The organism is Mesorhizobium sp. PUT5 (assembly GCF_052216645.1).
In the GTDB taxonomy this organism is placed as follows: domain Bacteria; phylum Pseudomonadota; class Alphaproteobacteria; order Rhizobiales; family Rhizobiaceae; genus Mesorhizobium.
Genome location: NZ_JBQOSO010000003.1, coordinates 14,788 through 37,928 on the forward strand (window position 1 = coordinate 14,788; position 23,141 = coordinate 37,928).

The 23,141-nt window shown below is 65.9% G+C and carries 21 protein-coding genes and 1 pseudogene; 10 read left to right on the forward strand and 12 right to left on the reverse strand.

The annotated features are described in order from the left end of the window. The first annotated feature begins 43 nt into the window (after positions 1–43). The 5 genes from ACTDI4_RS01735 to ACTDI4_RS01755 are packed head-to-tail and all read left to right on the forward strand — an operon-like array spanning position 44 to position 3,471. Entirely contained in the window at positions 44–559 is a 516-nt protein-coding gene (locus ACTDI4_RS01735; protein ID WP_442839501.1) for a hypothetical protein, read from the forward strand. 23 nt (positions 560–582) lie between these two features. Then, positions 583–999 (forward strand): IS66-like element accessory protein TnpA, encoded by a 417-nt coding sequence (gene tnpA / locus ACTDI4_RS01740; protein ID WP_442839502.1) that lies wholly within the window; start codon positions 583–585, stop codon positions 997–999. Then, on the forward strand, positions 996–1,340 hold the full coding sequence (gene tnpB, locus ACTDI4_RS01745) for an IS66 family insertion sequence element accessory protein TnpB (protein WP_442839503.1): 345 nt from the start codon (positions 996–998) through the stop codon (positions 1,338–1,340). The genes tnpA and tnpB overlap by 4 nt, the downstream gene beginning before the upstream one ends. A 47-nt stretch (positions 1,341–1,387) precedes the next feature. Next, positions 1,388–3,019, forward strand: coding sequence for an IS66 family transposase (tnpC, locus tag ACTDI4_RS01750; protein WP_442839504.1), 1,632 nt, complete (start codon positions 1,388–1,390; stop codon positions 3,017–3,019). Continuing rightward, a complete protein-coding gene (locus tag ACTDI4_RS01755; protein ID WP_442839505.1) occupies positions 2,980–3,471 on the forward strand; it encodes a universal stress protein in 492 nt (163 codons plus the stop codon). The genes tnpC and ACTDI4_RS01755 overlap by 40 nt, the downstream gene beginning before the upstream one ends. 110 nt (positions 3,472–3,581) lie before the next feature. On the opposite strand, the gene ACTDI4_RS01760 is transcribed toward ACTDI4_RS01755, so the two are convergent. From ACTDI4_RS01760 to ACTDI4_RS01770, 3 genes and pseudogenes are all read right to left on the reverse strand, one after another. Beyond that, positions 3,582–4,442, reverse strand: coding sequence for a universal stress protein (locus ACTDI4_RS01760; protein WP_442839506.1), 861 nt, complete (start codon positions 4,440–4,442; stop codon positions 3,582–3,584). Positions 4,443–4,562: 120 nt separating this feature from the next. Continuing rightward, positions 4,563–4,802: pseudogene (locus ACTDI4_RS01765) on the reverse strand (YdcH family protein). Positions 4,803–4,887: 85 nt separating this feature from the next. Further along, positions 4,888–6,186 carry a tyrosine-type recombinase/integrase gene (locus tag ACTDI4_RS01770; protein ID WP_442839507.1) on the reverse strand — a complete coding sequence of 433 codons (1,299 nt, stop codon included), beginning with the start codon at positions 6,184–6,186 and terminating at the stop codon, positions 4,888–4,890. A gap of 656 nt (positions 6,187–6,842) precedes the next feature. Here ACTDI4_RS01770 and ACTDI4_RS01775 point away from each other — a divergent pair. Further along, positions 6,843–7,628: a DUF3825 domain-containing protein gene (locus ACTDI4_RS01775; RefSeq protein WP_442839508.1), complete on the forward strand. Its 786-nt coding sequence runs from the start codon at positions 6,843–6,845 to the stop codon at positions 7,626–7,628. 245 nt (positions 7,629–7,873) lie between these two features. On the opposite strand, the gene ACTDI4_RS01780 is transcribed toward ACTDI4_RS01775, so the two are convergent. Next, positions 7,874–9,001, reverse strand: coding sequence for an OpgC family protein (locus ACTDI4_RS01780; protein ID WP_442839509.1), 1,128 nt, complete (start codon positions 8,999–9,001; stop codon positions 7,874–7,876). Positions 9,002–9,168: 167 nt separating this feature from the next. Here ACTDI4_RS01780 and ACTDI4_RS01785 point away from each other — a divergent pair, with 167 nt between their 5' ends. Continuing rightward, a complete protein-coding gene (locus ACTDI4_RS01785; protein WP_442839510.1) occupies positions 9,169–9,819 on the forward strand; it encodes an alpha/beta hydrolase in 651 nt (216 codons plus the stop codon). A gap of 18 nt (positions 9,820–9,837) precedes the next feature. On the opposite strand, the gene ACTDI4_RS01790 is transcribed toward ACTDI4_RS01785, so the two are convergent. The 6 genes from ACTDI4_RS01790 to uxaC all read right to left on the reverse strand — a co-directional run bounded on the left by ACTDI4_RS01790 (position 9,838) and on the right by uxaC (position 16,904). Beyond that, entirely contained in the window at positions 9,838–10,683 is an 846-nt protein-coding gene (locus ACTDI4_RS01790; protein WP_442839511.1) for an ABC transporter permease, read from the reverse strand. A 1-nt stretch (position 10,684) separates the two neighbouring features. Further along, a complete protein-coding gene (locus ACTDI4_RS01795) occupies positions 10,685–11,575 on the reverse strand; it encodes an ABC transporter permease (RefSeq protein WP_442839512.1) in 891 nt (296 codons plus the stop codon). A gap of 7 nt (positions 11,576–11,582) precedes the next feature. Beyond that, positions 11,583–12,647 carry an ABC transporter ATP-binding protein gene (locus tag ACTDI4_RS01800; RefSeq protein WP_442839513.1) on the reverse strand — a complete coding sequence of 355 codons (1,065 nt, stop codon included), beginning with the start codon at positions 12,645–12,647 and terminating at the stop codon, positions 11,583–11,585. Between the two features lie 79 nt (positions 12,648–12,726). Beyond that, positions 12,727–13,905: an extracellular solute-binding protein gene (locus ACTDI4_RS01805; protein WP_442839514.1), complete on the reverse strand. Its 1,179-nt coding sequence runs from the start codon at positions 13,903–13,905 to the stop codon at positions 12,727–12,729. A 117-nt stretch (positions 13,906–14,022) separates the two neighbouring features. Beyond that, positions 14,023–15,507: a mannitol dehydrogenase family protein gene (locus ACTDI4_RS01810; RefSeq protein WP_442839515.1), complete on the reverse strand. Its 1,485-nt coding sequence runs from the start codon at positions 15,505–15,507 to the stop codon at positions 14,023–14,025. Continuing rightward, positions 15,504–16,904 (reverse strand): glucuronate isomerase, encoded by a 1,401-nt coding sequence (gene uxaC / locus ACTDI4_RS01815; RefSeq protein WP_442839516.1) that lies wholly within the window; start codon positions 16,902–16,904, stop codon positions 15,504–15,506. The genes ACTDI4_RS01810 and uxaC overlap by 4 nt, the downstream gene beginning before the upstream one ends. A gap of 167 nt (positions 16,905–17,071) precedes the next feature. Here uxaC and ACTDI4_RS01820 point away from each other — a divergent pair, with 167 nt between their 5' ends. Together ACTDI4_RS01820 and uxuA are read left to right on the forward strand one after the other, a co-directional pair. Beyond that, a complete protein-coding gene (locus ACTDI4_RS01820) occupies positions 17,072–17,818 on the forward strand; it encodes a GntR family transcriptional regulator (protein ID WP_442839517.1) in 747 nt (248 codons plus the stop codon). Positions 17,819–17,859: 41 nt separating this feature from the next. Then, positions 17,860–19,044, forward strand: coding sequence for a mannonate dehydratase (gene uxuA, locus ACTDI4_RS01825; protein WP_442839518.1), 1,185 nt, complete (start codon positions 17,860–17,862; stop codon positions 19,042–19,044). Between the two features lie 36 nt (positions 19,045–19,080). On the opposite strand, the gene mtnA is transcribed toward uxuA, so the two are convergent. Further along, entirely contained in the window at positions 19,081–20,181 is a 1,101-nt protein-coding gene (gene mtnA / locus ACTDI4_RS01830; RefSeq protein ID WP_442839519.1) for an S-methyl-5-thioribose-1-phosphate isomerase, read from the reverse strand. Next, a complete protein-coding gene (gene mtnK, locus ACTDI4_RS01835) occupies positions 20,178–21,458 on the reverse strand; it encodes an S-methyl-5-thioribose kinase (RefSeq protein WP_442839520.1) in 1,281 nt (426 codons plus the stop codon). The genes mtnA and mtnK overlap by 4 nt, the downstream gene beginning before the upstream one ends. Positions 21,459–21,597: 139 nt before the next feature. Between mtnK and ACTDI4_RS01840 the strand changes: the two genes are divergently transcribed. Continuing rightward, positions 21,598–23,130, forward strand: a complete 1,533-nt coding sequence (locus tag ACTDI4_RS01840; RefSeq protein WP_442839521.1) for a sugar ABC transporter ATP-binding protein — start codon at positions 21,598–21,600, stop codon at positions 23,128–23,130. Positions 23,131–23,141: the final 11 nt, after the last annotated feature.

The following is a 23,141-nucleotide window of genomic DNA, read 5'->3' on the forward strand; positions in this document are numbered from 1 at the left end:
AGCGCATGGTATCGAGAAGGTAGTGAGAGGGAGCAAGAAATTCATGGCACACGGCAATCGGCTGACAAGCCTTTTGGTCGCGGTTTCCGCTGACGAGGAGCACACACATGACCCGACGCTGGATTATGCGTTCGGTCTGGCTCAAGAGAACCAGTCCAGATTGACAGTCTATGTGTTTGCGCCTGCTTTGTTACAGCCTTTTCCGTTGACGCTCGGTTCGTCGTCTGTGTGGATCGCGCAGGAAAAAGATCGTATCGAGACCCTGTCCGGACGAGTTGCCAAGGCGATCCGGCAGCGTGCGGATGAACTGGGTATGCCCGTCGACATCGAATACGCGCGGTCGCCGTTCGAAGGCCGATACGCCCGCTTCATTGCCCTGGCGCGGCTGCATGACATGACGATCCTGGAGACGGCCGGCACGCACGACGCCGGCGCGCGCCGCTCGGCAATCGAACATGCGCTGTTCGATACCGGCCGCCCGGTGCTGATTGTCTCACACGGAAAGTTTAAGGTGCCCAAAAAGGGTACGCATCCGACGGCGGCCGCCTTGAGGGCGTGATGTGAATCTGTCGTTTTGTCCTTATGGATAGGCATAAGGACAGTTTCCGGACACCGGTGAGCCGGTTGGAGATCGTCGACACGGGACGCCGTCGCCGTTTTACCGATGAGGCGAAGCTTCGGCTTCTCGAAGAAGCCTTTTCCGGGGACGGTCGCCAGGTCTCCGCGACGACGGCGCGGCACGGGGTTTCCCGTTCCCAGCTCTATCGCTGGCGTCAGTTGGCGCAGGCCGGCAAGCTTGGCAGCATTCGGATCGAGGGCTTCGTGCCGGCTTTGATTGCGCCGGAAACCCTTGCGCCCGCGCCGGCTCCATCGAATTCGGTGGTCAGTAGCGGTCGCATGGAGGTGCTGAGCGCGAACGGCCGGCGCGTGATCGTTGATCGCGAAGTCGACGTCGATGTCCTGCTGCGGATCGTGCGCGGACTGGAGACGCTGCGATGATGCCTATCCCGACAGGCGTTCGGGTGTGGCTGGCGACGGGCTATACGGATATGCGGTGCGGGTTCCCGTCGCTTGCGCTGCGGGTGCAGGAGGTGCTGAAGCATGACCCGCTGGGCGGCCATCTGTTTTGCTTCAGGGGTAAAAGGGGCGATCTGATCAAGGTCGTTTGGCACGATGGCCAGGGGGCCTGCCTGTTCACGAAAAAATTGGAACGAGGAAAGTTCATCTGGCCCACCGCGGAAGGTGGCGCGGTAGCGATCTCGTCGGCGCAGCTTTCTTATTTGTTGTCCGGAATCGACTGGCGCGCGCCGCAGGAAACTTGGCGTCCGACACGGGTTTGACGGCATTTAGGCATTGAGATTGCTGGGAAATCTGATTCAATGTCGTCATGACGTTGCCGCCGCTTTCCCTGCCATCGGACCTTGCCAGCGCCCATGATGCGCTGCTGGCCGAACGCGCGGCGCGGCTCCAGGCTGAGGCACGGCTGTCGAGCATCGAGGCGCTGAATGCGCATTTGCAATTGCTGATCGGCAAGCTGGAGCGCGAGAAGCACGGGCCAAGCCGTGAACGCACACAGCGGCTGATCGACCAGTTGGAATTGCAGTTCGAAGAGCTCGTGGCATCGGCCGCCGAGGACGAACTTGCGGCGCAAGAGGCTGCGGCCAAAACACAGTCCGTGCGCGCCTTCGCCCGCAAACGGCTGGTGCGCAAGCCGTGGTCCGAAGACGTCGAGCGCGAACGGATCGTCATCGAAGCGCCGTCGGCATGCGCCTGCTGCGGTGGCTCGCGGCTGTCGAAGCTGGGCGAGGACGTGACGGAAACGCTGGAGGAAATCCCGCGCCGCTTCAAGGTGATCGAGACGGTACGAGAAAAGTTCACATGTCGCGATTGTGAGGCGATCAGCCAAGCTCCCGCTCCATTCCATGCCACGCCGCGCGGCTTCATCGGCCCGAACCTTCTAGCAACGATCGTCTTCGATAAGTTCGGGCAGCACATGCCGCTCAACCGCCAGAGCACGCGGTTCAAATGCGAGGGCATAGACCTGTCGACCCAGACGCTGGCCGATCAGGTCGGCCACGTCACCTTCGCCGTCAAGCCGCTCTTCGATCTGATCGAGGCGCATGTGTTCCAGGCCGAGCGGCTTCACGGCGATGATACGACGATCCCGATCCTGGCCAAGGGCCAATGCACGACCGGGCGAATATGGGTTTACGTGCGCGACGATCAGCCGTTCGCTGGCCCTGCGCCGCCGGCGGCGGTCTTCTACGCCTCCAGTGATCGGCGTGGTGAGCACCCGCAAAGGCATCTGGCCGAGTTCAGCGGTATCCTTCAGGCGGACTGCTACAACGGCTTCAATCCGCTGTTCGACCGGACGAAGAAACAGATGCCGGCGACGCCTGCATTCTGTTTTGCCCATGCACGTCGAAAGTTCTTCGAGCTGGCCGATGTGGCTCGCAATGCGCGGCGCGGCAAAGGCGCCAAACCGGTCTCGCCGGTGGCCCTGGAAGCTGTGAAGCGCATCGATGCCCTGTTCGTCATCGAGCGGGAGATCAACGGCCTGAGCGCGGCCGAGCGGCTAGCTGTCCGGCAGGAGAAGAGCAGGCCGCTACTGGTCGAGATGGAGGAATGGCTGCGCACCGAGCGGGCCAGCCTCTCGCGCTCATCGCCGGTGGCTGGGCCGATCGACTACATGCTGTCGCGCTGGGTTTACTTCGCCGGCTATGCCGGCGACGGGAGGATCTGCATGACGAACAATGCGGCGGAAAGAGCGCTACGCGGCGTGGCCTGCGGCAGAAAATCCTGGCTCTTCGCTGGTTCCGACCGAGGCGCTGATCGGGCCGCCGTCATGCTTACCCTCATCATGACCGCACGGCTGAACGACGTGGACCCCAAGGTCTGGCTCGCCGATGTCCTGGCCCGTATCGCAGAGCTGCCTGCTTCCCGCCTCCCAGAGCTACTGCCGTGGGAATGGAAGCGCCGTTGCCAGCCCGAGACAGCGCCTCATCAGCAGGCCGCCTGAAACCCAATCCCTGCATCATAGCTCAGGTCAACATCACGCGCGCGTCTCTCAGCCGCGTGCCCGCTCGGGTGCTTACCAAAAAGGTAGCAATTGCATGGGACGGAAGCGCGCGAGCAGCGCGTGCGATTCGCGACGGGCTGGACCTGCTTGGCAAGGCCGATCACGTCGCCATCGCCACCGTTGTCGGCATGAAGGGGTCCGAGGGGCTCCAGTCCGCCGACGAATTGATGAAGTACTTGGCTCTTTACGGGATCAGGTCGGACATCGCGGTCCTAACGAACAGCCCTGGAGATGATGAAGGCCTGCCGCTTCGTCAGTTTGCCGCCAGTCAGCAGGTGGATTTGCTGGTCATGGGCGCGTTCGTCCATTCGCGACTGCGCCAGGCAATCCTGGGAGGAATAACGCATTCTCTGCTCGCAGACTGCCCAGTCCCCATCGTCATGTCGCATTAGGTCGTGGTGACGAGATCGGAGCATAGCGCCAAAATCTTTACTTGCGTCGTCACCAGCGGCGTTCATTGAGGTTGTTACGGATCGTTCCCTACCGATCAGACACCATTTGCCTATTTCCGCGTCGGAATGGCAAGAACATCGCATGGAAGCGTCATAAGGAAACGTTCGGCGACGCTACCGATGGTGTCGTACTCGATCTCGCTGCGACCGTGCGTGCCGGCAACAACCAGATCAGGCCAGTTCCTGGCGACATAGTCGCTCAGTACGGCCTCGGGTTCACCTTCCAAGATAGTCGACCCGATAGCAGGCGCCCCGGCTGCGGTGATGAGGTCCTCCATATGGTGCTCAGCTTCCTTTATGGCCCTTTCGCGCTCTTCGGATTCTATAATATCAAGAGTGCGCTCAGCGTTGGGGCCACTCCAGTTTGGCTTGATCTGGTAGGCATGCAACGCGGTCAAGCGCGCGGAGGGAAACAGTGCATGTCCGCCAAGAAGAGCACACCTTGATGGCCCCGAGAAATCGACCGCTACGACGATGCTGCCATACGGGCCTTCAGGGCGACGCCGCACGGCTAGCACGGGTACATTCGCCCGACGCACTATGCGGGCGGCCGTACTTCCCAGATACTTCTCGCCTATAATCTTGCCATGCGCCGGTCCGGTGATCAGGAAATCGCATCCAAATTCATGTGCATGCGCAAGTGTGCGGTCCGCTGGGTCGCCGATAACTGTGTGGCGTACGATTTTACATGTTTGTTTGGCAGAGCGCACAAGTGCTTCCATCTCTGTCTCGGCATTGCGGATACGACGATCCATTCCCCATGGCCGTGCAGAATTCGATTCAGCGACATGCAAGACAACGAGTTCGGCATTCCACTCCGAAGCAAGTTCGACAGCGCGGTCGAAGGCTCGGTCCCCCGCTGGAGTAAGGTCGGTTGCGAGCATGATCTTGCGCGGTACTGATATCGTCATTGTCGGCTTGCCTCATTAGCGTAGTTCACAATATGCCAGAACTCGTTGACCAGCCCCGAGCTATAGCCACTTCCCTGTCAAAGCCTGCCAGCCGGGAGACTGTCCGCCGTTGCGCTGCCATCAGGCGCCGCGGAGAGTTAGCGCGATCCGATCCTTGATTGCCAGGCGCTGCTTACGTAGCGTCGTCTCGTGGTCCTACGAGACCGGAGCGACATTCGTCTCGGCAAGGTGAATCTTATCGTTCACCACATCGTGCTCTCGCAACAGGTCCGCAAAGATCGGATCAGAGATCTTCAGCGCGTGAATCTGCTCCATCTGACCGGGGAATTCTTCTTCGAGGGTATGAGGTGTATTTGACACAAACATCTCCTATGGTCATTGCAAGGTAAGGATACAGACGCCTGGATTTCCATCCTTGATCCTGGTCAATGAGGAGCGTGACCGCTCACCTTTCGGCGAGTCCTCTGACATTCTCCGCATAGTACAAACGCTTCGCGTGTTTCATGGAATGAAGTTCGCCCCCATCAAGCAGTCGGGCAATTTCGGCCGAGACTTGATCGGCAGCGATCACCAATGCGGCATCGAGGTGGACGTAACGTTGTGTCACACCCCTTGGTCCATGTCCGAGTAGCCCCGATATCGTGAGCTCGCTAAACCCGAGCGATGCCGCAATGCTGGCGAAGGTGTGGCGCATGACGTGAGGCGTCACATTTTCCAGACCGGCGCGGCCACACACCCGATCAAGCACGCGCACGACGCCGATGAAATGGCCGTCGCCCCAATCGGCCGGAAAAACGTAGGGGGACGCGCTGCGCTGCCCCTGGCTCATCAATTCCATGATCGCAGCATCGCCGACCGCCCTGATCTGCGCACCGGACTTGGTATCGGGAAACGCCACGCAATTGTCGTCAGGCTCAACCCACTCCTTCCGCATTGACAGCACTTCCATGCGCCGGAAGCCAGTCAGCAGCATGACGCGGATGGCCACAAGCCCTGTCGGATGCTCGCCCTCGCGCTCCATCTGCTTCATGATCTTGCCGAGATGCCTGACTTCGCCGGCGCTGAGACGCCGCTTCAGCTTGTTTGAGGCGATGACCCGCACTCCGTTCGCCGGGCTCTGCTCGATGATCCCGAGCCTGCGCGCGTGATTGAGCAGGCTGCGCAACGTGCTGATTGCACGGCCCGCGACGCCGGCCCCGCCCGAGGTCTGCCCGCCACGTCCGACCCGGCGCACCCGCGCCGACCTTCCGGCGGCGATGTCGGCCTGGAGGCTCTCAATATCGGCCAACCTCAAATGCGCCACGACACGCGTGCCGATCAACGGCTTGATGTGCTGCTCAATGCGACTACGATCGCCGGAAACCGACGATGCCTTGATAGGGCGCCGGTTCCTGCCGAGCAGGCGACCGGCTTCCGCTTCTTCCAGATACCAGTCGCAGACTTCCGCAACCGTCATCCCCTTGCGGGCCGACCGCCGCTCCTGCGAGGGATCGGCACCGTCAATGACCGACGCCAGCTTCTTCTTGGCGAGGTCGCGCGCGACCTCGACCGTGAGACCGCCATACTGCCCGATCACGAACCGGCGCGTGCGACGCTCCACATTCCGATACTGAATGATGAACGTCTTCGTCCCCGAAGGCTTCACCCGCACGCCAAACCCGCGCACGTCCGCATCCCAAACGAACACGTCGCGGTTGGGATTGCGCTCCAGGGCTTCAACGGTTCTCTTTGTCAACTTCGGCATCATATAACTCCTTCGGATCTCGCCTCCCTTTTCCTTCGACCGGGCTAGGGAGGGGGTGCGCGAGATCCGCCAGATCTGCTTCCCCGCGCAGGTGCAGCATGGCCGGGGAAGCAGGGGGGAAGCAGCAGAACGGAAATCCACGGCGTTTCCAGCGTATGGACGCGGAAGGGGGTGTCAACGTAAGTTATTGACGTATAGGGATTTTTCGTAGTTTTGCGCGTTAATACTTGCTGGAGCGGAAACCGCCCTGACGGGTTGCCAAGGTTGGGGTCGAGCGTTCGAATCGCTTCACCCGCTCCAGTTTCCTTCGGGAGATCAAGCATCGAAAAGCCGCGGTTTTCCGCGGCTTTTTCGCGTTTTGGGGGCCGGTTGGAATCGCAATCGGCCGAAACCTCCAAAATGGTCGCGGTTGCCAGTTCGCAGACTCGACGGGACGTGAAGTCGCAGCGTCGCGAAGGTTTCGCGGAGGTCAGCCGAGAGACGCCCTCAACTCGTTGCCGAACGTCTGCAAGGGGGTGGATTGCGGACGGGCAGCTTAGGGCGCGACTTGAGAAAATCGGACGTTAGGTGACAGCCCGCCACATAATGCTACAAGCGAAGTGGGCCTTCTCTTAAGAAGTCAAATATGGTTATGCCATTTCATTTAAGGAGACGACATGGCAAAGAATCAACCCTACGATTTGCCGGAAAAATTCTACGACTTCGCAATGATGCCGAAGTTTAACGACGACATAGATGCGTTGTCCAACTTAGCCGAAAATGAGGACTGGGAGTACAGGTTCACGGCCTCGCCGCAGGCTAAACCTATTCTTCGTAACTACATATTTCATACGTATTCGCGAATCGCCGAAGAGAAGAAGGTCGCGGTTAGCGCCGACGAAAATTTCTGCTGCTGGAACACGGGCTTGATCACTCCGACACAAGAGCCGATCTACATGTTGTTGAGCCGAAACAAGATCGACAGCCTCGACCCGTACTGGCATTTTTCGAAATGGGTTCGTCGCGGCGAATGGGATCTGAATAGATTTGCCTCTCTACCCGACATGGCCCATTATTTTGAGGACCCGTCAGTCCTTGTGCTCGACCCACGCAAGGAATTGCGAATGAATGTTGAGCATGTCGTTGCTGACAACGTGGAGCGATTTCCTGAGGCACTCCAATCGATGAGCCCGTTCGGCTTGCAGAATTTGGTAAGTGGAGCGCGGGACGCTGCTTGGCAGCGGGTTCGGAGAAACTACAAGACGGCCATCCCTCAATACTACCAAGCGCAGGTCCAGTTGTTAGTGCCCCTTGCACTGACTGACCCTAGTCGAGCAGACTTAGCGTTGGTCGTTGAGCGATATTCGGACTTTTATCGCGCTGCCACCTGCCTAACTTTAGATATGGCCTACAATAATGCGCGTCAGCTGGCGCGCCCTGACAGGGACTGGTTGGTGCCGTAGTAAAAATGTAGTTTTTATCAACGCGTACTGCCCGTTCTGGTAAGCAAACGTCTGGTTTTAGGCTCTCTCGAAAGACCACCGAATGTCTGAAAAGAGGTCGTTCTCTGCCAGCAGCGGCAAATTCCGCAATGTCGATAACACAAGCGCCAGCGCAAGGTCCGTCGCTTCAATGAGCCGAAAGGCCGCGGAATTCCGCGGCTTTTTCGCGTTTCGGGGCTGGGTCGGGCGGGAGTGCGCCCCAACCCTCACGCGGTGCGGGCCGAGGCGAGACCGTGCGGCACATCGCGCTGGCGCTTTTTCATCATGGCCAGCCATTCCAAAAAATAGGCGACGGCGAACTGCAGGCCGATACCGGTCGCCACCAGCAGGAAATCCTGCATCCGGCTCGGCCCGCCCTGCAGCTTCAATGCCTGGGCCAGCATGGCGAAAATGGTGCCGGCGACGAACACCGGCAGCGAATGCCGGCCGAGGATCGCCAGCCCGTTGCCGGGCGCGACGCGCAGCAGGCGCGAGACGGCCGGAACCGTGGCGACCAGATAGCCCATGGCCAGCACGTCCAGCAGCCGCGACAGCGACATGAACGTCTTGTCGAAGCCGCCGACCACCGGCGGCAGGCCGAGCCAGGTCACATGGCCCCACAGCGGCGAGCGGATCCACAGGAAGGCGGCGGCCAGATAGATCGCCGCCAGCCAGGCGAGGCGGGGGCTCGACGGAAGGCTGCCGCCGGCCCGCACATGCATCATGCCGGCGATGCCGATGACGAAAAGCAACTGCCACGACAGCGGGTTCAGGAACCAGAAGCCTTGCGTGGGGTAGTTCGGCGGCGCGATCTGCCAGATGCCCGCCGCCAGCCAGAGGGCGGCCGAGCCGGCCAGCGTCCAGCGCAGGCTGCGGCCGAGGCACCACAGCATGAGCGGGGCAAACAGCAGCAGCACCGCATAGAGCGACAGGATGTTGTTGTAGCCGAGCTGGTGGCCCAGCAGCCCCACGCCGACGAACGCCTCCGGCGCGTTCTGGATCAGGGCGGGAATGTTGTTCTGCTCCAGAAACAGCGTGTTGCCGGTGAGCACGGCCGCCCCGCAGAAAATGGTCAGCGTGGCCACCGTGGTCATGATATGGGCGCAATAGAGCACGCCGGCGCGCTTCCACATCTTCACCGTCGAAAGCAGCCGCTGGCCCGCCGCGAATTTCGGCGCATAGGCCAGGCCGACGGACGCCCCCGAGATCAGCACGAACACTTCGGCCGCGTCGGCAAACCCCCAGTTGCGGACGGTGAACCGCTCGTAGACCGTCCCGGGAATGTGATCGATGAAGATCGTCAGCAGGGCCAGCGCCCGCAGGACGTCGATGCGTGTATCTCTATGCTGCGTCATGTCTGCCGCTTGAGCCGGCGCTTCCTTGTGTTGCAAGATGGCGAGGGAAAAAGCGTCGTTTCGCTCCGCCAAGCTTCTTGGAGGATGATAAGGGCGAAATTGCATTCGTTCCCCATTGCAGGATCGAATCGTGGCTTGCAATTCACAATTGCACCATGGGAGGCAACATGTCCGACAGCAACGACAGCGCGGTCATGGCCATCGGCGGATTCGCCTGCCGGCGGCTGGTCGGCCGGGGCCCGGCGATCATCGCCCTGCACGGTTCGGGCGCGGACGAGACGACGATGCTGCCGCTGGCCAGGGCGATCGCGCCGCACGCCCCGGTGATCGCGCCGCGCGGGCGCATCGACCAGGACGGCGAGCGGCGCTGGTTCCGCAAACTGACGCCGACGCGGTTCGACCAGGCGGACATAAGCCGGGAGGCCGCCGCCTTCGCGGCATTCCTGCGCGAACTGGAGCAGACCGGCGGCGCGGACCTGCGCACCGCCCTGTTCCTGGGCTATTCCAACGGCGGCAACCTCGTGCACGCCACCATGACGCTGCATCCCGGCCTGATCTTCAGGGCCGCGCTGCTGCGCTGCATGCCGGTGCTGGCCCGCGCGCCGCGGCCGGACCTCTCTGGCGCCGAGATACTGGTCGTTTCCGGCGACGTCAACCAGACCTACGGGCCGTTCGCCGGCAGGCTGGTGCGCCAGCTGCGGCGGCGCGGCGCCCGTGTCGAGGCGCGCATGGCGGCCGGCGGCCATCTGTTCGGCGACGAGGATGCGCGTCTGGTTCGCGATTGGTGGCGCCCGCCGCAGGCCGCCGCCGACGGCTAAGCAGCCCCGCCCTGCCGCTCAGGGCGACGCGGGCTGCTGCTTGGCGCGGGCGACGATCTGCGTGGGATTGACGAAGCGCAGCGCGATCAGCAGCCAGACCAGCGTGGTGATCATGTAGATGACCGCCATGGCGTCGATCGACTGCACGGCGCGCACGCCGGAGGCGAACACCGAATAATAGAGCGCCACCACCAGCGTCTGGCTCGTCGGCCCGGCGGTCAGGAAGGTCAGCTCGAACATGCCCACCGTGCGCACCAGCACCAAAAGCAGCGCCGCCAGGATGCCCGGCACCAGCATGGGCAGCAGCACATGGAGGAAGAGCCGGAAGGTGCCAGCGCCGAAGACGCGCGCCGCCGCCTCGATCTTGGGGTCGATCTGCTCGATGAAGGGGATCATCACCAGGATGACGAAGGGCACGGTCGGCACGAGATTGGCGATCACCACGCCCCAGAAGGTTCCGCCCACGCCGGCCTGGTAGAGCACGGTGGCCAGCGGAATGCCGAAGGTGATGGGCGGCACCAGCAGCGGCAGCAGGAACAGAAGCATCACCAGCTTCTTGCCGGGGAAGTCGCGCCGGGCCAGCGCATAGGCGGCGGTGACGCCGAGCAGGCCGGACAGGGCCACGACCAGGAAGGCGATCTGGAAGGTGACGATCAGCACGTCGTAGAGCTGGAATTCCGACCAGGCGGCGAAATACCAGCGCGTGGTGAAGCCGGCGGGAAGCCAGGTGCCGAGCCAGCGCGTGCCGAAGGAGGACAGGATCACGGTGGCGATCATGGCCGCCAGATTGAGCACGAAGAAGGCCACCACCGCCCACACGGCGGTGACCCACAGCTTGGCGCCGACGCTGGTGTCGCGGATCATCTCAGCCTTTCCCTCCGGTCGTCGAACCGCGATAGAACAGGTTGCGGAACATCAGGATCGCCACCACGATGACCATCTGCACGGCGGCCATGATCATGGCGATGGCCGAGGCCATCGAATAGTCGTACTGCTCGAAGGCGGCCTGGTAGGCGGCGATCGAGATGACGCGCGTGGGCCCGGCCGGCGCGCCGAGCAGCACCGCGGACGGAAACACCGCGAAGGCCTGCACGAAGGACAGGGCGGCCGCAATGGCCAGGCCCGGCGCCAGCAGCGGCAGGAACACGTGGCGGAAGCGCTGCCAGGCGCGCGCGCCATGGGTGGCGGCCGCGTGTTCCAGCGCGGGGTCGATGCCGGTCACGTAGGACAGCGTCAGCAGGAAGGTGAACGGGAAGCCGGTGATGATGAGGGAGGCGAACACGCCCCAATAATTGTTGGTGAGCTTCAGCGGCTTCTCGATCAGGCCGAACAGGATCAGCGTGCGGCTGAACCAGCCCTGCGGCCCCAGATAGTTGAGCAGGCCCTCGGCCACCAGCACGGTGCCCAGCGTCACCGGCAGAACCAGGATGGTGGTGAGCAGGCGCTGGCGGGTCATGAGGCGCACGCGCAACGCGATCGGCACCGACAGCACCAGGCTGATGATGGTGACGGGCACGGCCAGCCACAGCGTCGTGGCGATGGTGTTGTACAGGAACGGATCGGAGAAGAAGCGGCTGTAGTTGGCCAGCATGCCCCCTTCCTTCGGCTCGAAGGAAAGCAGCAGCCCATAGGCGAAGGGATAGATGAAGACGGCAAGCACGAACAGCACCGCGGGCAGCACCAAGAGCGTGACGCCGTCGAACCCCTTCAGCGCCAGGCGCTGGCGCAGCGAGGTGGTGGGCCGGATCGTCTCCATTGCGGCCTCACGCGCCATAGATCAGCGCGCGGGCGGCATCGACCGACAGCGAGACCGTGCTTCCGGCCGACACCGGCCGGACCGTATGGAACACCACCTCCAGCCCCTCGACGGTCCGCGCCGTGCCGACGAACTCGCGGCCCCGGTACTCGATCGTCTCCACCGTCGCCGTCAGCGCATTCGCGCCGTTTTCGATCACGGTGACGTCGTCGGGCCGCGCCACCAGGACGGCCTTGCCATCCGCGATGTCGCCGCGCAGGGCGCCGGACAGGGCAACGCCGCCCACCTCGACGGTGCCGCGCGCGCCGTCGCGCCGCACGAGCCTGCCGGCGAGCCGGTTGCGGTAGCCCATGAACTCGGCGACGTCGAGATGGTCGGGGCTTTCATAAAGGTCGCGCGGCGTGCCCACCTGCCGGATGACGCCGTCGCGCAGCACCACGATGCGGTCGGCCAGCGACAGCGCCTCGTCCTGGTCGTGGGTGACGTAGATCGTGGTGGCGCCGAGCTGGTTGTGGATGCGCCGGATCTCGGCGCGCATTTCCAGCCGCAGCTTGGCGTCAAGGTTGGAAAGCGGCTCGTCCATCAGCACCAGCGGCGGCTCGATGACGATGGCGCGCGCGATCGCCACGCGCTGCTGCTGGCCGCCGGACAATTGCCCCGGCAGCTTGTGGCCCTGCCCTTCCAGGCGCACCAGCCCCAGCGCCTCGTCGACCCGCCGGGCCGCCTCGGCCTTGGCCATGCCGCGCATCTTGAGCCCGAAGCCGATATTGGCCCGCACCGTCATGTGCGGGAACAGCGCATAGTTCTGGAAGACCATGCCGAAGCCGCGATCCTCCGGCTTCAACTGGTCGAGCCGCCGGTCGTCGAGATAGATGCTGCCGCCGGTCGTCGTCAGCAGGCCGGCGATGCAGTTGAGCGCCGTCAACTTGCCGCAGCCGGAAGGCCCCAGCAGCGCGATGAATTCGCCCTTGCGGATGGTCAACGAAACATCCCGGAGCGCGTTCACGTTTCCGAACGAACGGCTCATGTGATCGAGACGGAGTTCGTCGAATTTCGACGAGGCAAGCAGCATCCGTCGTGGGCTCCATTTGGCTGGCGCCCCGGCCGCAATGCAGCCGGGGCGCGGGGGAAAAGACTTCAGCGGGCGGCCGTCACTTCGGCGTGGCGGCGACCTGTTCGTCCCAGATCCTGAACGCGGTGACCATGGCCGAGGGCTCCAGCGGCAGCTCGATCGGATTGTCCTCGATCAGCTTGGCATATTCCTCGCGGCCGAATTCGGCGATCGCATCCTGGCTTTCCTGCGGCGCCATGTCGAGCGTCACGCCCTTCACGGCGGGGCCGGGATAGAAATAGCCCTCGTCATAGGTGTAGGCCTGCTGCTGCGGCGTCAGCAGGAACGCCATCAGGTCCATCAGCACGGCCAGCTTCTCGTCGCTGACGCCCTTCGGTACGCACATGTAGTGGGCGTCGGCGACCCAGTGGAAGCCTTTCAGCGGCGCGACCTTGGCCTCCTTGGGCACGACGCCGAGCACGCGCGGATTGATGTCCCAGCCGGTGGTGGTCACCGTCATGTCGCGGGTGCCCTCGCCGAGCTCCTTCATCAGCGCGCCGGTGCCGGTCGGGTAATATTCGATGTATTTGTGCAGTTCCTTCAGATAGGCCCAGGTCTTGTCCCAGCCCTTGACCGGGTCCTTGGGGTCGGCGTCGCCGAGCAGATAGGGCAGGCCCATCAGGAAGGTGCGGCCGGGACCTGAATTGGCCGGGCGGGCGTAGAGGAACCGGTTGGGGTTCTCCTTGGCCCAGGCCAGCAGATCTTCGGCCGAGCCGGGCACGGACTTCACATTGTCGGGCATGTATTCCAGCAGCGGCCCGGAAGGGTAGTAGGTGACGACGACGCCGTGGTCCTGCGCCAGCGACTGCATGCGCGCCGCCGGTTCCAGATAGACGTCTTCCAGCTTGGGCAGCGTGCCGGTGGAGTCGGGCACCAGCTTGACCCACAGCCCCATTTCCAGACCCGCCGAAAGCGCGTCGGTGCCGGTCAGCACCATGTCGATGTCGATGCGGCCGGCGTCCTGCTGGGCCTTGATCTTGCCGGGAAGCTCCGGCGCCGGCGCCTTGGTGAAGGTGATGCTGGACACCAACTCGGGCTTGGCCTGCTTGTAGTTCTCGATCGCCTTCTGCGTCAGCGCCAGATTGCCGGCGACGTCGACGATGTTGAGCGCCACCGGCGACGTGGGAAGCTTGGCGGACTGGGCGAAAGCGCCGAACGCGGGCAGAACCGCGATGCCGGCCATGCCCCCCAGCGCCTGTCTGCGCGTGATCTTGTGCATGTCATCTCCTCCCTGGAGTGGTGTCCCGCCTCTCCCCCTCGGGGGGCGGGAGTTCAATTGTAATATATTAGTCTACCAGTTTTCAAGCACAACCCTTTTCTGCCGCCCGAAAACCGGTCAGGACGCCGCCACGCGCACCACGGTCGCGGCGGCGCCGTCGCGCAACAGGCCGGCCAGCGCCGTCTCGACGGTTCGGGCGAAGACGGGCTCCGCCGCAAGGTCGGTGCCGAAAACCTGTTCCAGGCGCAGGAAGGCGGCTACGAGGCCGCCCGCGGTGTCGGCATCCCGTGCCCGCTCGCGCATGGTGGCGGCGAGCGGGTCGCGCACGTCGATCGGCGCGCCCTTCTCGTCGGTTCCGGAGGCGTAGCGGATCCATGCCGCCACCCCCAGCGCCAGCCGCGCGAACGGCGCGCCGGAGGCGATCCGGTCGCGGATCGTTCCGAGCAGCCGCTGCGGCAGCTTCTGCGAGCCGTCCATGGCGATCTGCCAGGTGCGGTGGCGCAGCGCCGGGTTGCGGAAGCGGGCAACGAGATCGTCCTTGTAGGCGCCGAGATCGACGCCTTCGAGGCCGGCGAGCGTCGGCGTGGCCTCCTCGTCCATCATATCCCGCACCAGCTTCGCGAAGCCAGGCGCGGCCATCGCCGCGGCGACCGTCTCGTGGCCGGCCAGATAGCCGAGATAGGCCAGCGTCGAATGGCTGCCGTTGAGAAGCCGCAGCTTCATCAGCTCGTAGGGATCGACATCCTTCACGAAGGTGACGCCCGACCGCTCCCATTCGGGGCGGCCGGCGCCGAAATCGTCCTCGACCACCCATTGCGAGAAGGGTTCCGTCACCACCGGCCACGCGTCTTCCACGCCCAGCGCCCCGGCGATCGCCGTGTGGTCGGCATCGGTGGTGGCCGGCACGATCCGGTCGACCATGGTGGACGGGCAGGCGATCTCGTCGGCCACGAAACGGCCGAGATCGGCGTCGCGCAGCCGCGCGAAACGGCTGACGACCCGCTTCAGCGTGCGGCCGTTGGCCGGCAGGTTGTCGCATGACAGAAGCGTGAAGGGCCGCGCCCCGGCCGCGCGCCGGCGGGCGATGGCCTCGACGATGAAGCCGACGGCGCTGCGCGGCGCATTCGGCGCGCCGAGATCGTGGACGATGTCGGGATGCGCCTCGTCCAGCTCGCCGCTTGCCGGCGAATGGCAATAGCCCTTTTCGGTCACCGTCAGCGACACGATCCTGACCTGCGGATCGGCCATGGCGGCAAGCAGGGCCTGCGGGTCTTCCGGCGCCACCAGCAGGCCGGCGCCGCTGCCGATCACGCGCAGGCGCTCGCCCGCGCCGTCCCGCGAGGCCAGCGTGTACAGCCCGTCCTGGGGCGCCAGCGCGTCGCGCGTGTCGGGACTGCGCAGCGAGGCCCCGACAATGCCCCAGCCGAGATCGCCGGCGCCCAGAACGTCATCCGTATAGACAGCCTGGTGCGCGCGATGGAAGGCGCCGACGCCGAGATGCACGATGCCGGGGCGCACGAGCCCGCGGTCGTAGGCCGGCCTGGCGACGGCCGCAGGCAGGCCGCCCAGCACGGCGTTGGAAAGACGGCGCGGCGCGCTCACAGCCGGTAGGCCCGCTTGGCCAGCCCGTAGGCGAGGTCGTGGGCGACCTCATGCGCCTCGTCCTCGTCGAGCCGGTGGTCGGCGACCAGTTCGGCCAGATAGGCGCAGTCGACGCGGCGGGCCATGTCGTGGCGGGCCGGAATCGAGCAGAAGGCGCGGGTGTCGTCGTTGAAGCCGACGGTGTTGTAGAAGCCGGCCGTCTCCGTGGTCAGCTCGCGGAACCGGCGCATGCCCTCCGGGCTGTCGAAGAACCACCAGGGCGGCCCGAGCCGCAGCGCCGGATAATGGCCGGCCAGCGGCGCGAGCTCGCGCCCGTAGCTGGTCTCGTCCAGCGTGAACAGGATGAGGGTGAGCCGCGGATCGTTGCCGAAGGCGTCGAGCAGCGGCTTGAGGTCGTGCACATAGTCGGTGCGGGCGGGGATGTCGGCGCCCATGTCGGGGCCGAACGCGGCGAAGACCTCCGGATTGTGGTTGCGGAACGAGCCGGGATGGATCTGCATGACCAGCCCGTCCTCCACGCTCATACGCGCCATCTCGGTCAGCATCTGGGCGCGGAACAGCTCGGCATCCGCCGCCGCGACGTCCGGCTCCAGCACGCGCCGGAACAGCGCCTCGGCCTCGGCCGGCGCGAGGTTCGCGGTGCGCGCGGATGCGTGGCCGTGGTCGGTGGCGGTGGCGCCGCGCGCCTTGAAATAGGCGCGCCGCTGCCGGTGGGCGTCCAGATAGCCGGCGAAGGTGGTGGGCGCGCCGGCAAGGCCGAGCAGCTTGTCCACCTCGGCGCGAAACCCCTTGCGCTCGGGATCGACCGCGGCGTCGGGCCGGTAGGTCGGCAGCACCCTGCCCTGCCAGCCGGAGGCGCGGATCTCGTCATGCGCGGCAAGCTGGTCGGTCGCGGCGTCGGTGGTGGAGATGGCCTCGATGTTGAAACGCTCGTAGAGCGCGCGCGGCCGCATGTCCGGTTCGCCGAGCCGTTCCGATATGAGGTCGTAGAGGCGGTCGGCATTGCCGGCGCCGAGCCGCTCGTCGATGCCGAACACCATCTCCAGCGAATGCTCGAACCACAGGCGCGAGGGCGTGCCGCGGAAGAGATGGTAGTTCTCGGCGAACAGCCGCCAGATGCGGCGCCCGTCCGTCTCCACCGGCGCGCCGTCGAGCCGCGCCACGCCGAGCGCTTCCAGCCTGACGCCCTGGGAATAGAGCATGCGGAAGATATAATGGTCGGGCTTCACGAACAGCGTCGCCGGATCGGGAAACGGCATGTCCCCGGCATACCATTGCGGGTCGGTGTGGCCGTGCGGCGACAGGATCGGCAGGCCGCGCACGCCCTCGTAAAGCCGCCTGGCGATGGAACGCCGCGTGGGTTCGGGCGAAAACAGCCTGTCGGGATGAAGCGGCATGATCGGCGTCCTTCGGTCGGGACAATGGAGGCGCGGCCGGAGCGGTTCGACCGGCTGGAAGGCCGGCGCGCCGTCATATTTTTGTCGACTGAGCGCATCCGGTGTTGGCTAAGGGTAAGGAATAATATATTAGTATGTCAACTGGGTTGGATGCAGGAATTCGGCACATGGGCACGACAAGGGCCAGACGAGCCCTGGAAGGCGACGGCGCGGCCGGCGCCCGTCCGACGGCCCGCAAGGCTCCGGCGGCGGGCATCGTGCGCACCACCGCGGCGGACGCGATCTACCGCGACCTGCACGGGGCGATCGTCTCCATGCAGCTCAAGCCCGGCACCTCGCTGAACGAGAAGGCGCTGACGGAGCGCTTCGGGGTCAGCCGCACCCCGGTGCGCGAGGCCCTTATCCGCCTCGTCGAGGACGGGCTCGTCAACATCTATCCGCAATCGGGCACCTTCGTGGCGCCGATCCCCACCTCGCGCATCCCCGAGGCCGTGGTCATCCGCAAGGCGCTGGAAGGCGCCACCGTGGAGAAGGCGGCCGAATGCGCGACGGCGCAGGACGTGGGCCGGCTGGACGACATCCTGGCCCGCCAGCGCTTCCTGGCCGAGCGCCAGGACACCAACGGCTTCCACGAGGCGGACGAGGCCTTCCACGAGGCGATCGCCGGCATCGCCGGCTATCCCGGCATCTGGGACTATCTGCGGCCCGTCAAGGTGCAGATCGACCGCGCCCGGCGCATGACGCTGCCGGCGCTGGGGCGCATGCAGCACGTCATCGGCGAGCACCAGACCATCCGCGACGCCATCGCCGCCCATGACGTGGCCGCCGCCTGCGCCGGCATGAAGATCCACCTCGGCGCCGTCATCCCCGACGTCGAGGAATTGCGCGAAACCTATCCGGACTGCTTCGTCTGAGACGAACGGCTTCCGGAGCATCCAGCGGAGTAGGACAAAAGATGCGCCAGGCATGGAGATGGTTCGGACCCAACGCGGGCGTGCCGCTCGACGCGGTGCGGCAGGCCGGGGCGACGGACATCGTATCGGCCCTGCACGAAGTGCCGATCGGCCAGGCATGGACGACGCAACAGGTGGCCGCGCGCAAGGCGCTGATCGAGGACACCCCGGCCGGCCGCACGCCGCTGGTCTGGTCGGTGGTGGAAAGCATCCCCGTCCCCGACGCGGTGAAGCGGCAGGGCAAGGCGGCGAAGGCCGACATCGAGGCCTGGATCGCCAGCCTTGAAGCGGTCGCCGAAAACGGCATCCGCATCATCTGCTTCAACTTCATGCCGGTGGTGGACTGGACCCGCACCGACCTCGACTACGAGCTGCCCACCGGCGCGACCGCCATGCGCTTCGACCAGGACAGGTTCGCCGCCTTCGATCTGCACATCCTCGAACGCAAGGGCGCGGAGGCGGACTATTCGCAGGAAGACCGCGCCCGCGCCAGGGCGACGTTCGAGGCGATGGACGACGGCGACGTCGCGGCCCTCGTCACCAACATCGCCAGCGCCCTGCCCGGCTCCACCACCGAGCCGCTGACGATCCCGCAGTTCCGCGACCGCCTCGAACTCTATGACGGCATCGATGCGGGCATGGTGCAACGCCATCTGGCCGAGTTCCTGGCGGCCGTCGCGCCGGCGGCCGAGGCGCGCGGCGTGCGGCTTGCGCTGCATCCCGACGATCCGCCGCGCCCGCTTTTCGGCCTGCCGCGCGTGGCCTCCACGGCCGGCGACTACGCCGCCCTGTTCGACGCCGTGCCGTCGCCCGCGGTCGGCATGTGCTTCTGCACCGGCAGCCTGGGCGTGCGCGCCGACAACGACCTCCCGGCGATCGCGCGCCGCTTCGCCGCGCGCATTCCCTTCGTGCATCTGCGGGCCACGCGGCGCGAAGGCGACGGCCGCAGCTTCCACGAGGCCGCCCATCTCGAGGGCGACGTCAACATGGTGGCGGTGCTGCGCGAGCTGCTGGCCGAGGACCGCCGGCGCGCCCCGCACGACACCATCGTCTTCCGCCCCGACCATGGCCACCGCATGCTCGACGACCTGACCAAGAAGGTGCACCCCGGCTATCCGGCGATCGGGCGCCTGCGCGGCCTGGCCGAGCTGCGCGGCATCATCCATGCGCTGGACGCCGGCGCCTGACGGCAGGGGAAAGGCTGAGCCGCAGCCGCCTTCCCGTCAGGCGGGCGCGTGCTCGGGAAACAGCACCGCCAGCCCCCGCCGCGACGCCTCGGCGACGCCGCGCTCGGTGATGAGACCGGTGACCAGCCGCGCCGGGGTGACGTCGAAGGCCGGGTTGGCGGCCGGCGTGGCATCGGGCGAAACCCGCACCTGCACGATCTCGCCCGAGGGCGCGCGCCCCCACACCAGCGACACCTCGTCGCCGGAACGCTCCTCGATCGGGATTTCCGCCAGCCCGTCGGCCACGGTCCAGTCGATGGTCGGCGACGGCAGGGCGACATAGAAGGGCACGCCGTTGTCCCTGGCGGCCAGCGCCTTGAGATAGGTGCCGATCTTGTTGCAGACATCGCCATTGGCCGTGGTGCGGTCGGTGCCGACGATGACGATGTCGACGTCGCCATGCTGCATCAGGTGGCCGCCGGCATTGTCCACCACCAGCGTGTGCGGCACGCCGTGCCCCGCCATCTCCCAGGCGGTGAGGTAGGCGCCCTGGTTGCGCGGGCGCGTCTCGTCGACGAAGACATGCACGGGAATGCCGGCTTCCACGGCAAGGTAGATCGGCGCGGTGGCGGTGCCGTAGTCGACGGTGGCCAGCCAGCCGGCGTTGCAATGGGTGAGGATGTTGACCGGCTCGCCGGGCTTCTTGCCGGCCGCGATGCGGCGGATGACGGCCAGGCCGTTCTCGCCGATGGCGCGGTTCAGTTCCACGTCCTCGTCGGCGATGGCGGCGGCGCGCTCGTAGGCGGCCCGCGCGCGCGTTTCCGGCGGCAGGGGCGCCAGCAGCCGGCGCATGTCGTCCAGCGCCCAGCGCAGGTTGATGGCGGTGGGGCGCGTGGCATGAAGCCGATCCCACGTCGCATCGAGCGCCGCGTCGGAGGCATCCGCCGCCATGGCGATCGCCATGCCGTAGGCGGCGCTGACGCCGATCAGCGGCGCGCCGCGCACCCACATGTCGCTTATGGCGACCGCGACGTCCTCGACCGTGCGCAGCGTCACGACGCGGAATTCGTGCGGCAGCCAGCGCTGGTCGATGATGTCGACGGACCTTTCGTCCTCGTTGAGCCAGATGGTGCGGTAGTGACGGTCGCCGACATTCACGCGCGCGTCTCCTTTTCGATCAGCAAGGCGAGGCCGTTCACCTCCTCCATGCCCTGGATGCGATGCCGGTTGACGACGAGATGGCGGCCGAAGCGCAGCGCCGGCGCCTCGCAGCGGGCCCGCAGCGCCTCGTCGCCGATGGTTTCGAAATCGGCATTGTGGGCAAGGCCGAGGATGCGCCGGTGGATCTCAACGCCGGCAAAGCCCAGCATGTCCTGCCACAGCGAATGCAGCACGGCGTCGAGCGCCTGCTCGGCGCCGAGCGGATCGCCGCGGTTCTCGAACAGGCTCCCGGCATAGAGCATGCCCGTGCGCTCCGTGCGCCACAGGCGCCGGAATTCGGCGCAAAACGTCGCCCAGGTTCCGGCCGCCACGCGCAGCAGATAGGCGCGCATCGCATCGCGCGAGCCGTTTTCCTCGTGCCCGGCCTGCGAGAAGAAGGACATCCAGAAATTGGCGATCAACATGCCCACGTCGAAGGCCATCGGCCCGTAGAAGGCGAATTCGGGGTCGATGACGCGGGTTTCCTGCTCCGTCACCATCACGGAGCCGGTGTGCAGGTCGCCATGCAGCAGCGTCTCGGCATTGGCCGCGAACAGGTGCTTGAGCCGCTGCGCCTCCACCTTGAGGTCGCGGTCGGCGCGCAGTTCGGCCACCAGAGGGGAGAGCCGCGGGGTGTGGCGGTTCAGCTCCGCCTCGAAATAGGGATCGGTGAAGACCAGGTTCTCGGTGATGTCGCACAGTTCGACATTGTCGGCGAACAGCGCCAGGTCCGCCTTGCGCGCGCGGGCCGGCATGGCCAGATCCGAGCCGCGGAACAGGGTGCGCGCCAGGAACAGGCCGAGGTCCTGCGCCACGCGCGGCAATTCGCGGCCGTCGATCAGCGCCTTCCTGAGGATGACGTGCGGCGACAGATATTCCATGACGATCAGCGCCTGCGCCTCGTCGAAATGCAGCACCTGCGGCACCGCGCCGGGCGCCCGCGCCTGCTGCCGGGTCAGGGCGTGATATTCGAAGAAGGAGCGCTTCAGCGGCAGCGGCCAGCTTTCGCCGACCAGCCTGACATAGGGCAGCGCCTGCTTGACCACCACCGCCCCTTGCGGCCCCTCCACGATGAAGACGAGGTTGAGGTTGCCGTCGCCGACCTCGCGCACCTGCCAGGCAAGGGCGTTGGGCCCCACCCGCCCGGCGAGCGCCTCCAGATGGCCGAGCCTGGCCGGCAGCGTGTCTATGGCCAGGGCCTCGAAGGACGCGGGCTTGGTCGCATCGGCTGTCAATTGGGCCTCCCCATCGGCGTTGAAGCGCACCTTGCACGGACAGTCGTTGTCCGGGAAGGCTAGAGGCGCCTCTGTCAATTGTCAATCGTGTTGACAATTGCTGGAGTTGCCCATAGCGTCGGCTTCATGGGAGGATGAAATGGCTGCACCGGCCGTGTTCCGCATCGCGGATGTGAGGAAATCCTTCGGACCGAACCAGGTGCTCGGCGGCGTCGATCTCGAGCTTCGCGCCGGCGAGGTGACCGTGCTGATGGGCGCCAACGGCGCCGGCAAGTCGACGCTGGTGAAGATCGTCAGCGGTGTCCATTCCCACGATGCCGGCGCCATGATCCTTGCGGACGCGGCCTATGCGCCGAAGTCGCCGGCGGAGGCGATCCGGGCCGGCGTCGTCACCGTGCACCAGAACATCGACGACGGGGTTGTGGCCGCCCTCAATGTCGCCACCAACCTGACGCTCGACCGGCTGAGCGGCAGGGGCGCGCCGATCGTGCTCAATCCCAGGCGCATGCAGCGCGAGGCGCGCGCCGTGGCCGAGCGCATGGGCCTCGACATCGACCTCAACGCCGCCGTCACCGACCTTGCGCTGGCCGACCGGCAGATGGTGGCGATCGCCCGCGCCATGGCGCACGAGCCCAAGGTGCTGATCCTGGACGAGCCGACCTCGTCGCTGTCCATCGCCGAGGCGGCGCGGCTGTTCGCGCTGATCGAGCGGCTGAAGGCGCGCGGCGTCGCCATCCTCTACATCTCCCACCGAATGTCCGACATCCGCCGGCTGGCCGACCGCATCGTGTCGCTGCGCGACGGCGCCGTCGCCGGCGTCTTCGAGGACCGGCCGCTCGACTACGAAGGCGCCGTCAACGCCATGCTGGGGCAGGCGATCGCCGGGGGCGCCGTCGAAGCCCGCGACGGCGGCGCCACCCTTTTCCGCGCCGAGGGCCTCGTCGTCGCCGACGGCGCCCTGCCGCTTTCGCTCGCCCTCGGCGACGGCGAGATCGTGGCCGTCACCGGCCTGGTGGGCGCGGGCAAGACGGCGCTGGCCGAGACCCTGTTCGGCCTGCGCCGGCCGGTGGCGGGCGCCATGCGGCTCGGCGGCCGCCCTTACGCGCCGCAGTCGCCGCGCCAGGCCATCGAAGCCGGCGTCTTCCTCGTCGCCAAGGATCGCGCCGCCAGCGGCATCGTCGGCACCTTCAACGTCTACGAGAACATGAGCCTGCCGTTCCTGAAGCGCCTCTCGGCCCTTTCCGTGTCGCGGCGGGGCGCCGAGCGCGCCGTGGCGCGCGGCCAGATCCGGGAACTCGGCATCGTGTGCCGCAGCGAAAGGGACGAGATGCCGACGCTGTCGGGCGGCAACCAGCAGAAGGTGATGGTGGCGCGCTGGATGACCCAGCCGGCGGCGCTGTTCATGCTGGACGAGCCGTTCCAGGGCGTCGACATCGCCGCCCGCCGCGACATCGCCGCCAAGCTGCGCGCCAGTGCCGCCGGCCGCGCGACGCTGATTTTCGTGACCGAGCTGGACGAGGCGCTGGAGACGGCGGACCGTATCCTGGTGATGTCGGAGCACACCATCGCCGGCGAGCACCGCAACGGCGAAATCGACATGGACAGGCTGCTGGCCCAGGTCGCCGGCCGGGCCCTGCACGGCGCGGTTCCGCCGCAGGCCGGCATGAGCTGAGGCGCGCGAAG

Coding starts and splice junctions, on each gene's coding strand:
- ACTDI4_RS01735 (WP_442839501.1), top strand. CDS start 44: ATGGCACACGGCAATCGGCTGACAAGCCTTTTGGTCGCGGTTTCCGCT.
- tnpA (WP_442839502.1), top strand. CDS start 583: ATGGATAGGCATAAGGACAGTTTCCGGACACCGGTGAGCCGGTTGGAG.
- tnpB (WP_442839503.1), top strand. CDS start 996: ATGATGCCTATCCCGACAGGCGTTCGGGTGTGGCTGGCGACGGGCTAT.
- tnpC (WP_442839504.1), top strand. CDS start 1,388: ATGACGTTGCCGCCGCTTTCCCTGCCATCGGACCTTGCCAGCGCCCAT.
- ACTDI4_RS01760 (WP_442839506.1), bottom strand. CDS start 4,442: ATGACGATATCAGTACCGCGCAAGATCATGCTCGCAACCGACCTTACT.
- ACTDI4_RS01770 (WP_442839507.1), bottom strand. CDS start 6,186: ATGCCGAAGTTGACAAAGAGAACCGTTGAAGCCCTGGAGCGCAATCCC.
- ACTDI4_RS01775 (WP_442839508.1), top strand. CDS start 6,843: ATGGCAAAGAATCAACCCTACGATTTGCCGGAAAAATTCTACGACTTC.
- ACTDI4_RS01780 (WP_442839509.1), bottom strand. CDS start 9,001: ATGACGCAGCATAGAGATACACGCATCGACGTCCTGCGGGCGCTGGCC.
- ACTDI4_RS01785 (WP_442839510.1), top strand. CDS start 9,169: ATGTCCGACAGCAACGACAGCGCGGTCATGGCCATCGGCGGATTCGCC.
- ACTDI4_RS01790 (WP_442839511.1), bottom strand. CDS start 10,683: ATGATCCGCGACACCAGCGTCGGCGCCAAGCTGTGGGTCACCGCCGTG.
- ACTDI4_RS01795 (WP_442839512.1), bottom strand. CDS start 11,575: ATGGAGACGATCCGGCCCACCACCTCGCTGCGCCAGCGCCTGGCGCTG.
- ACTDI4_RS01800 (WP_442839513.1), bottom strand. CDS start 12,647: ATGCTGCTTGCCTCGTCGAAATTCGACGAACTCCGTCTCGATCACATG.
- ACTDI4_RS01805 (WP_442839514.1), bottom strand. CDS start 13,905: ATGCACAAGATCACGCGCAGACAGGCGCTGGGGGGCATGGCCGGCATC.
- uxaC (WP_442839516.1), bottom strand. CDS start 16,904: ATGCCGCTTCATCCCGACAGGCTGTTTTCGCCCGAACCCACGCGGCGT.
- ACTDI4_RS01820 (WP_442839517.1), top strand. CDS start 17,072: ATGGGCACGACAAGGGCCAGACGAGCCCTGGAAGGCGACGGCGCGGCC.
- uxuA (WP_442839518.1), top strand. CDS start 17,860: ATGCGCCAGGCATGGAGATGGTTCGGACCCAACGCGGGCGTGCCGCTC.
- ACTDI4_RS01840 (WP_442839521.1), top strand. CDS start 21,598: ATGGCTGCACCGGCCGTGTTCCGCATCGCGGATGTGAGGAAATCCTTC.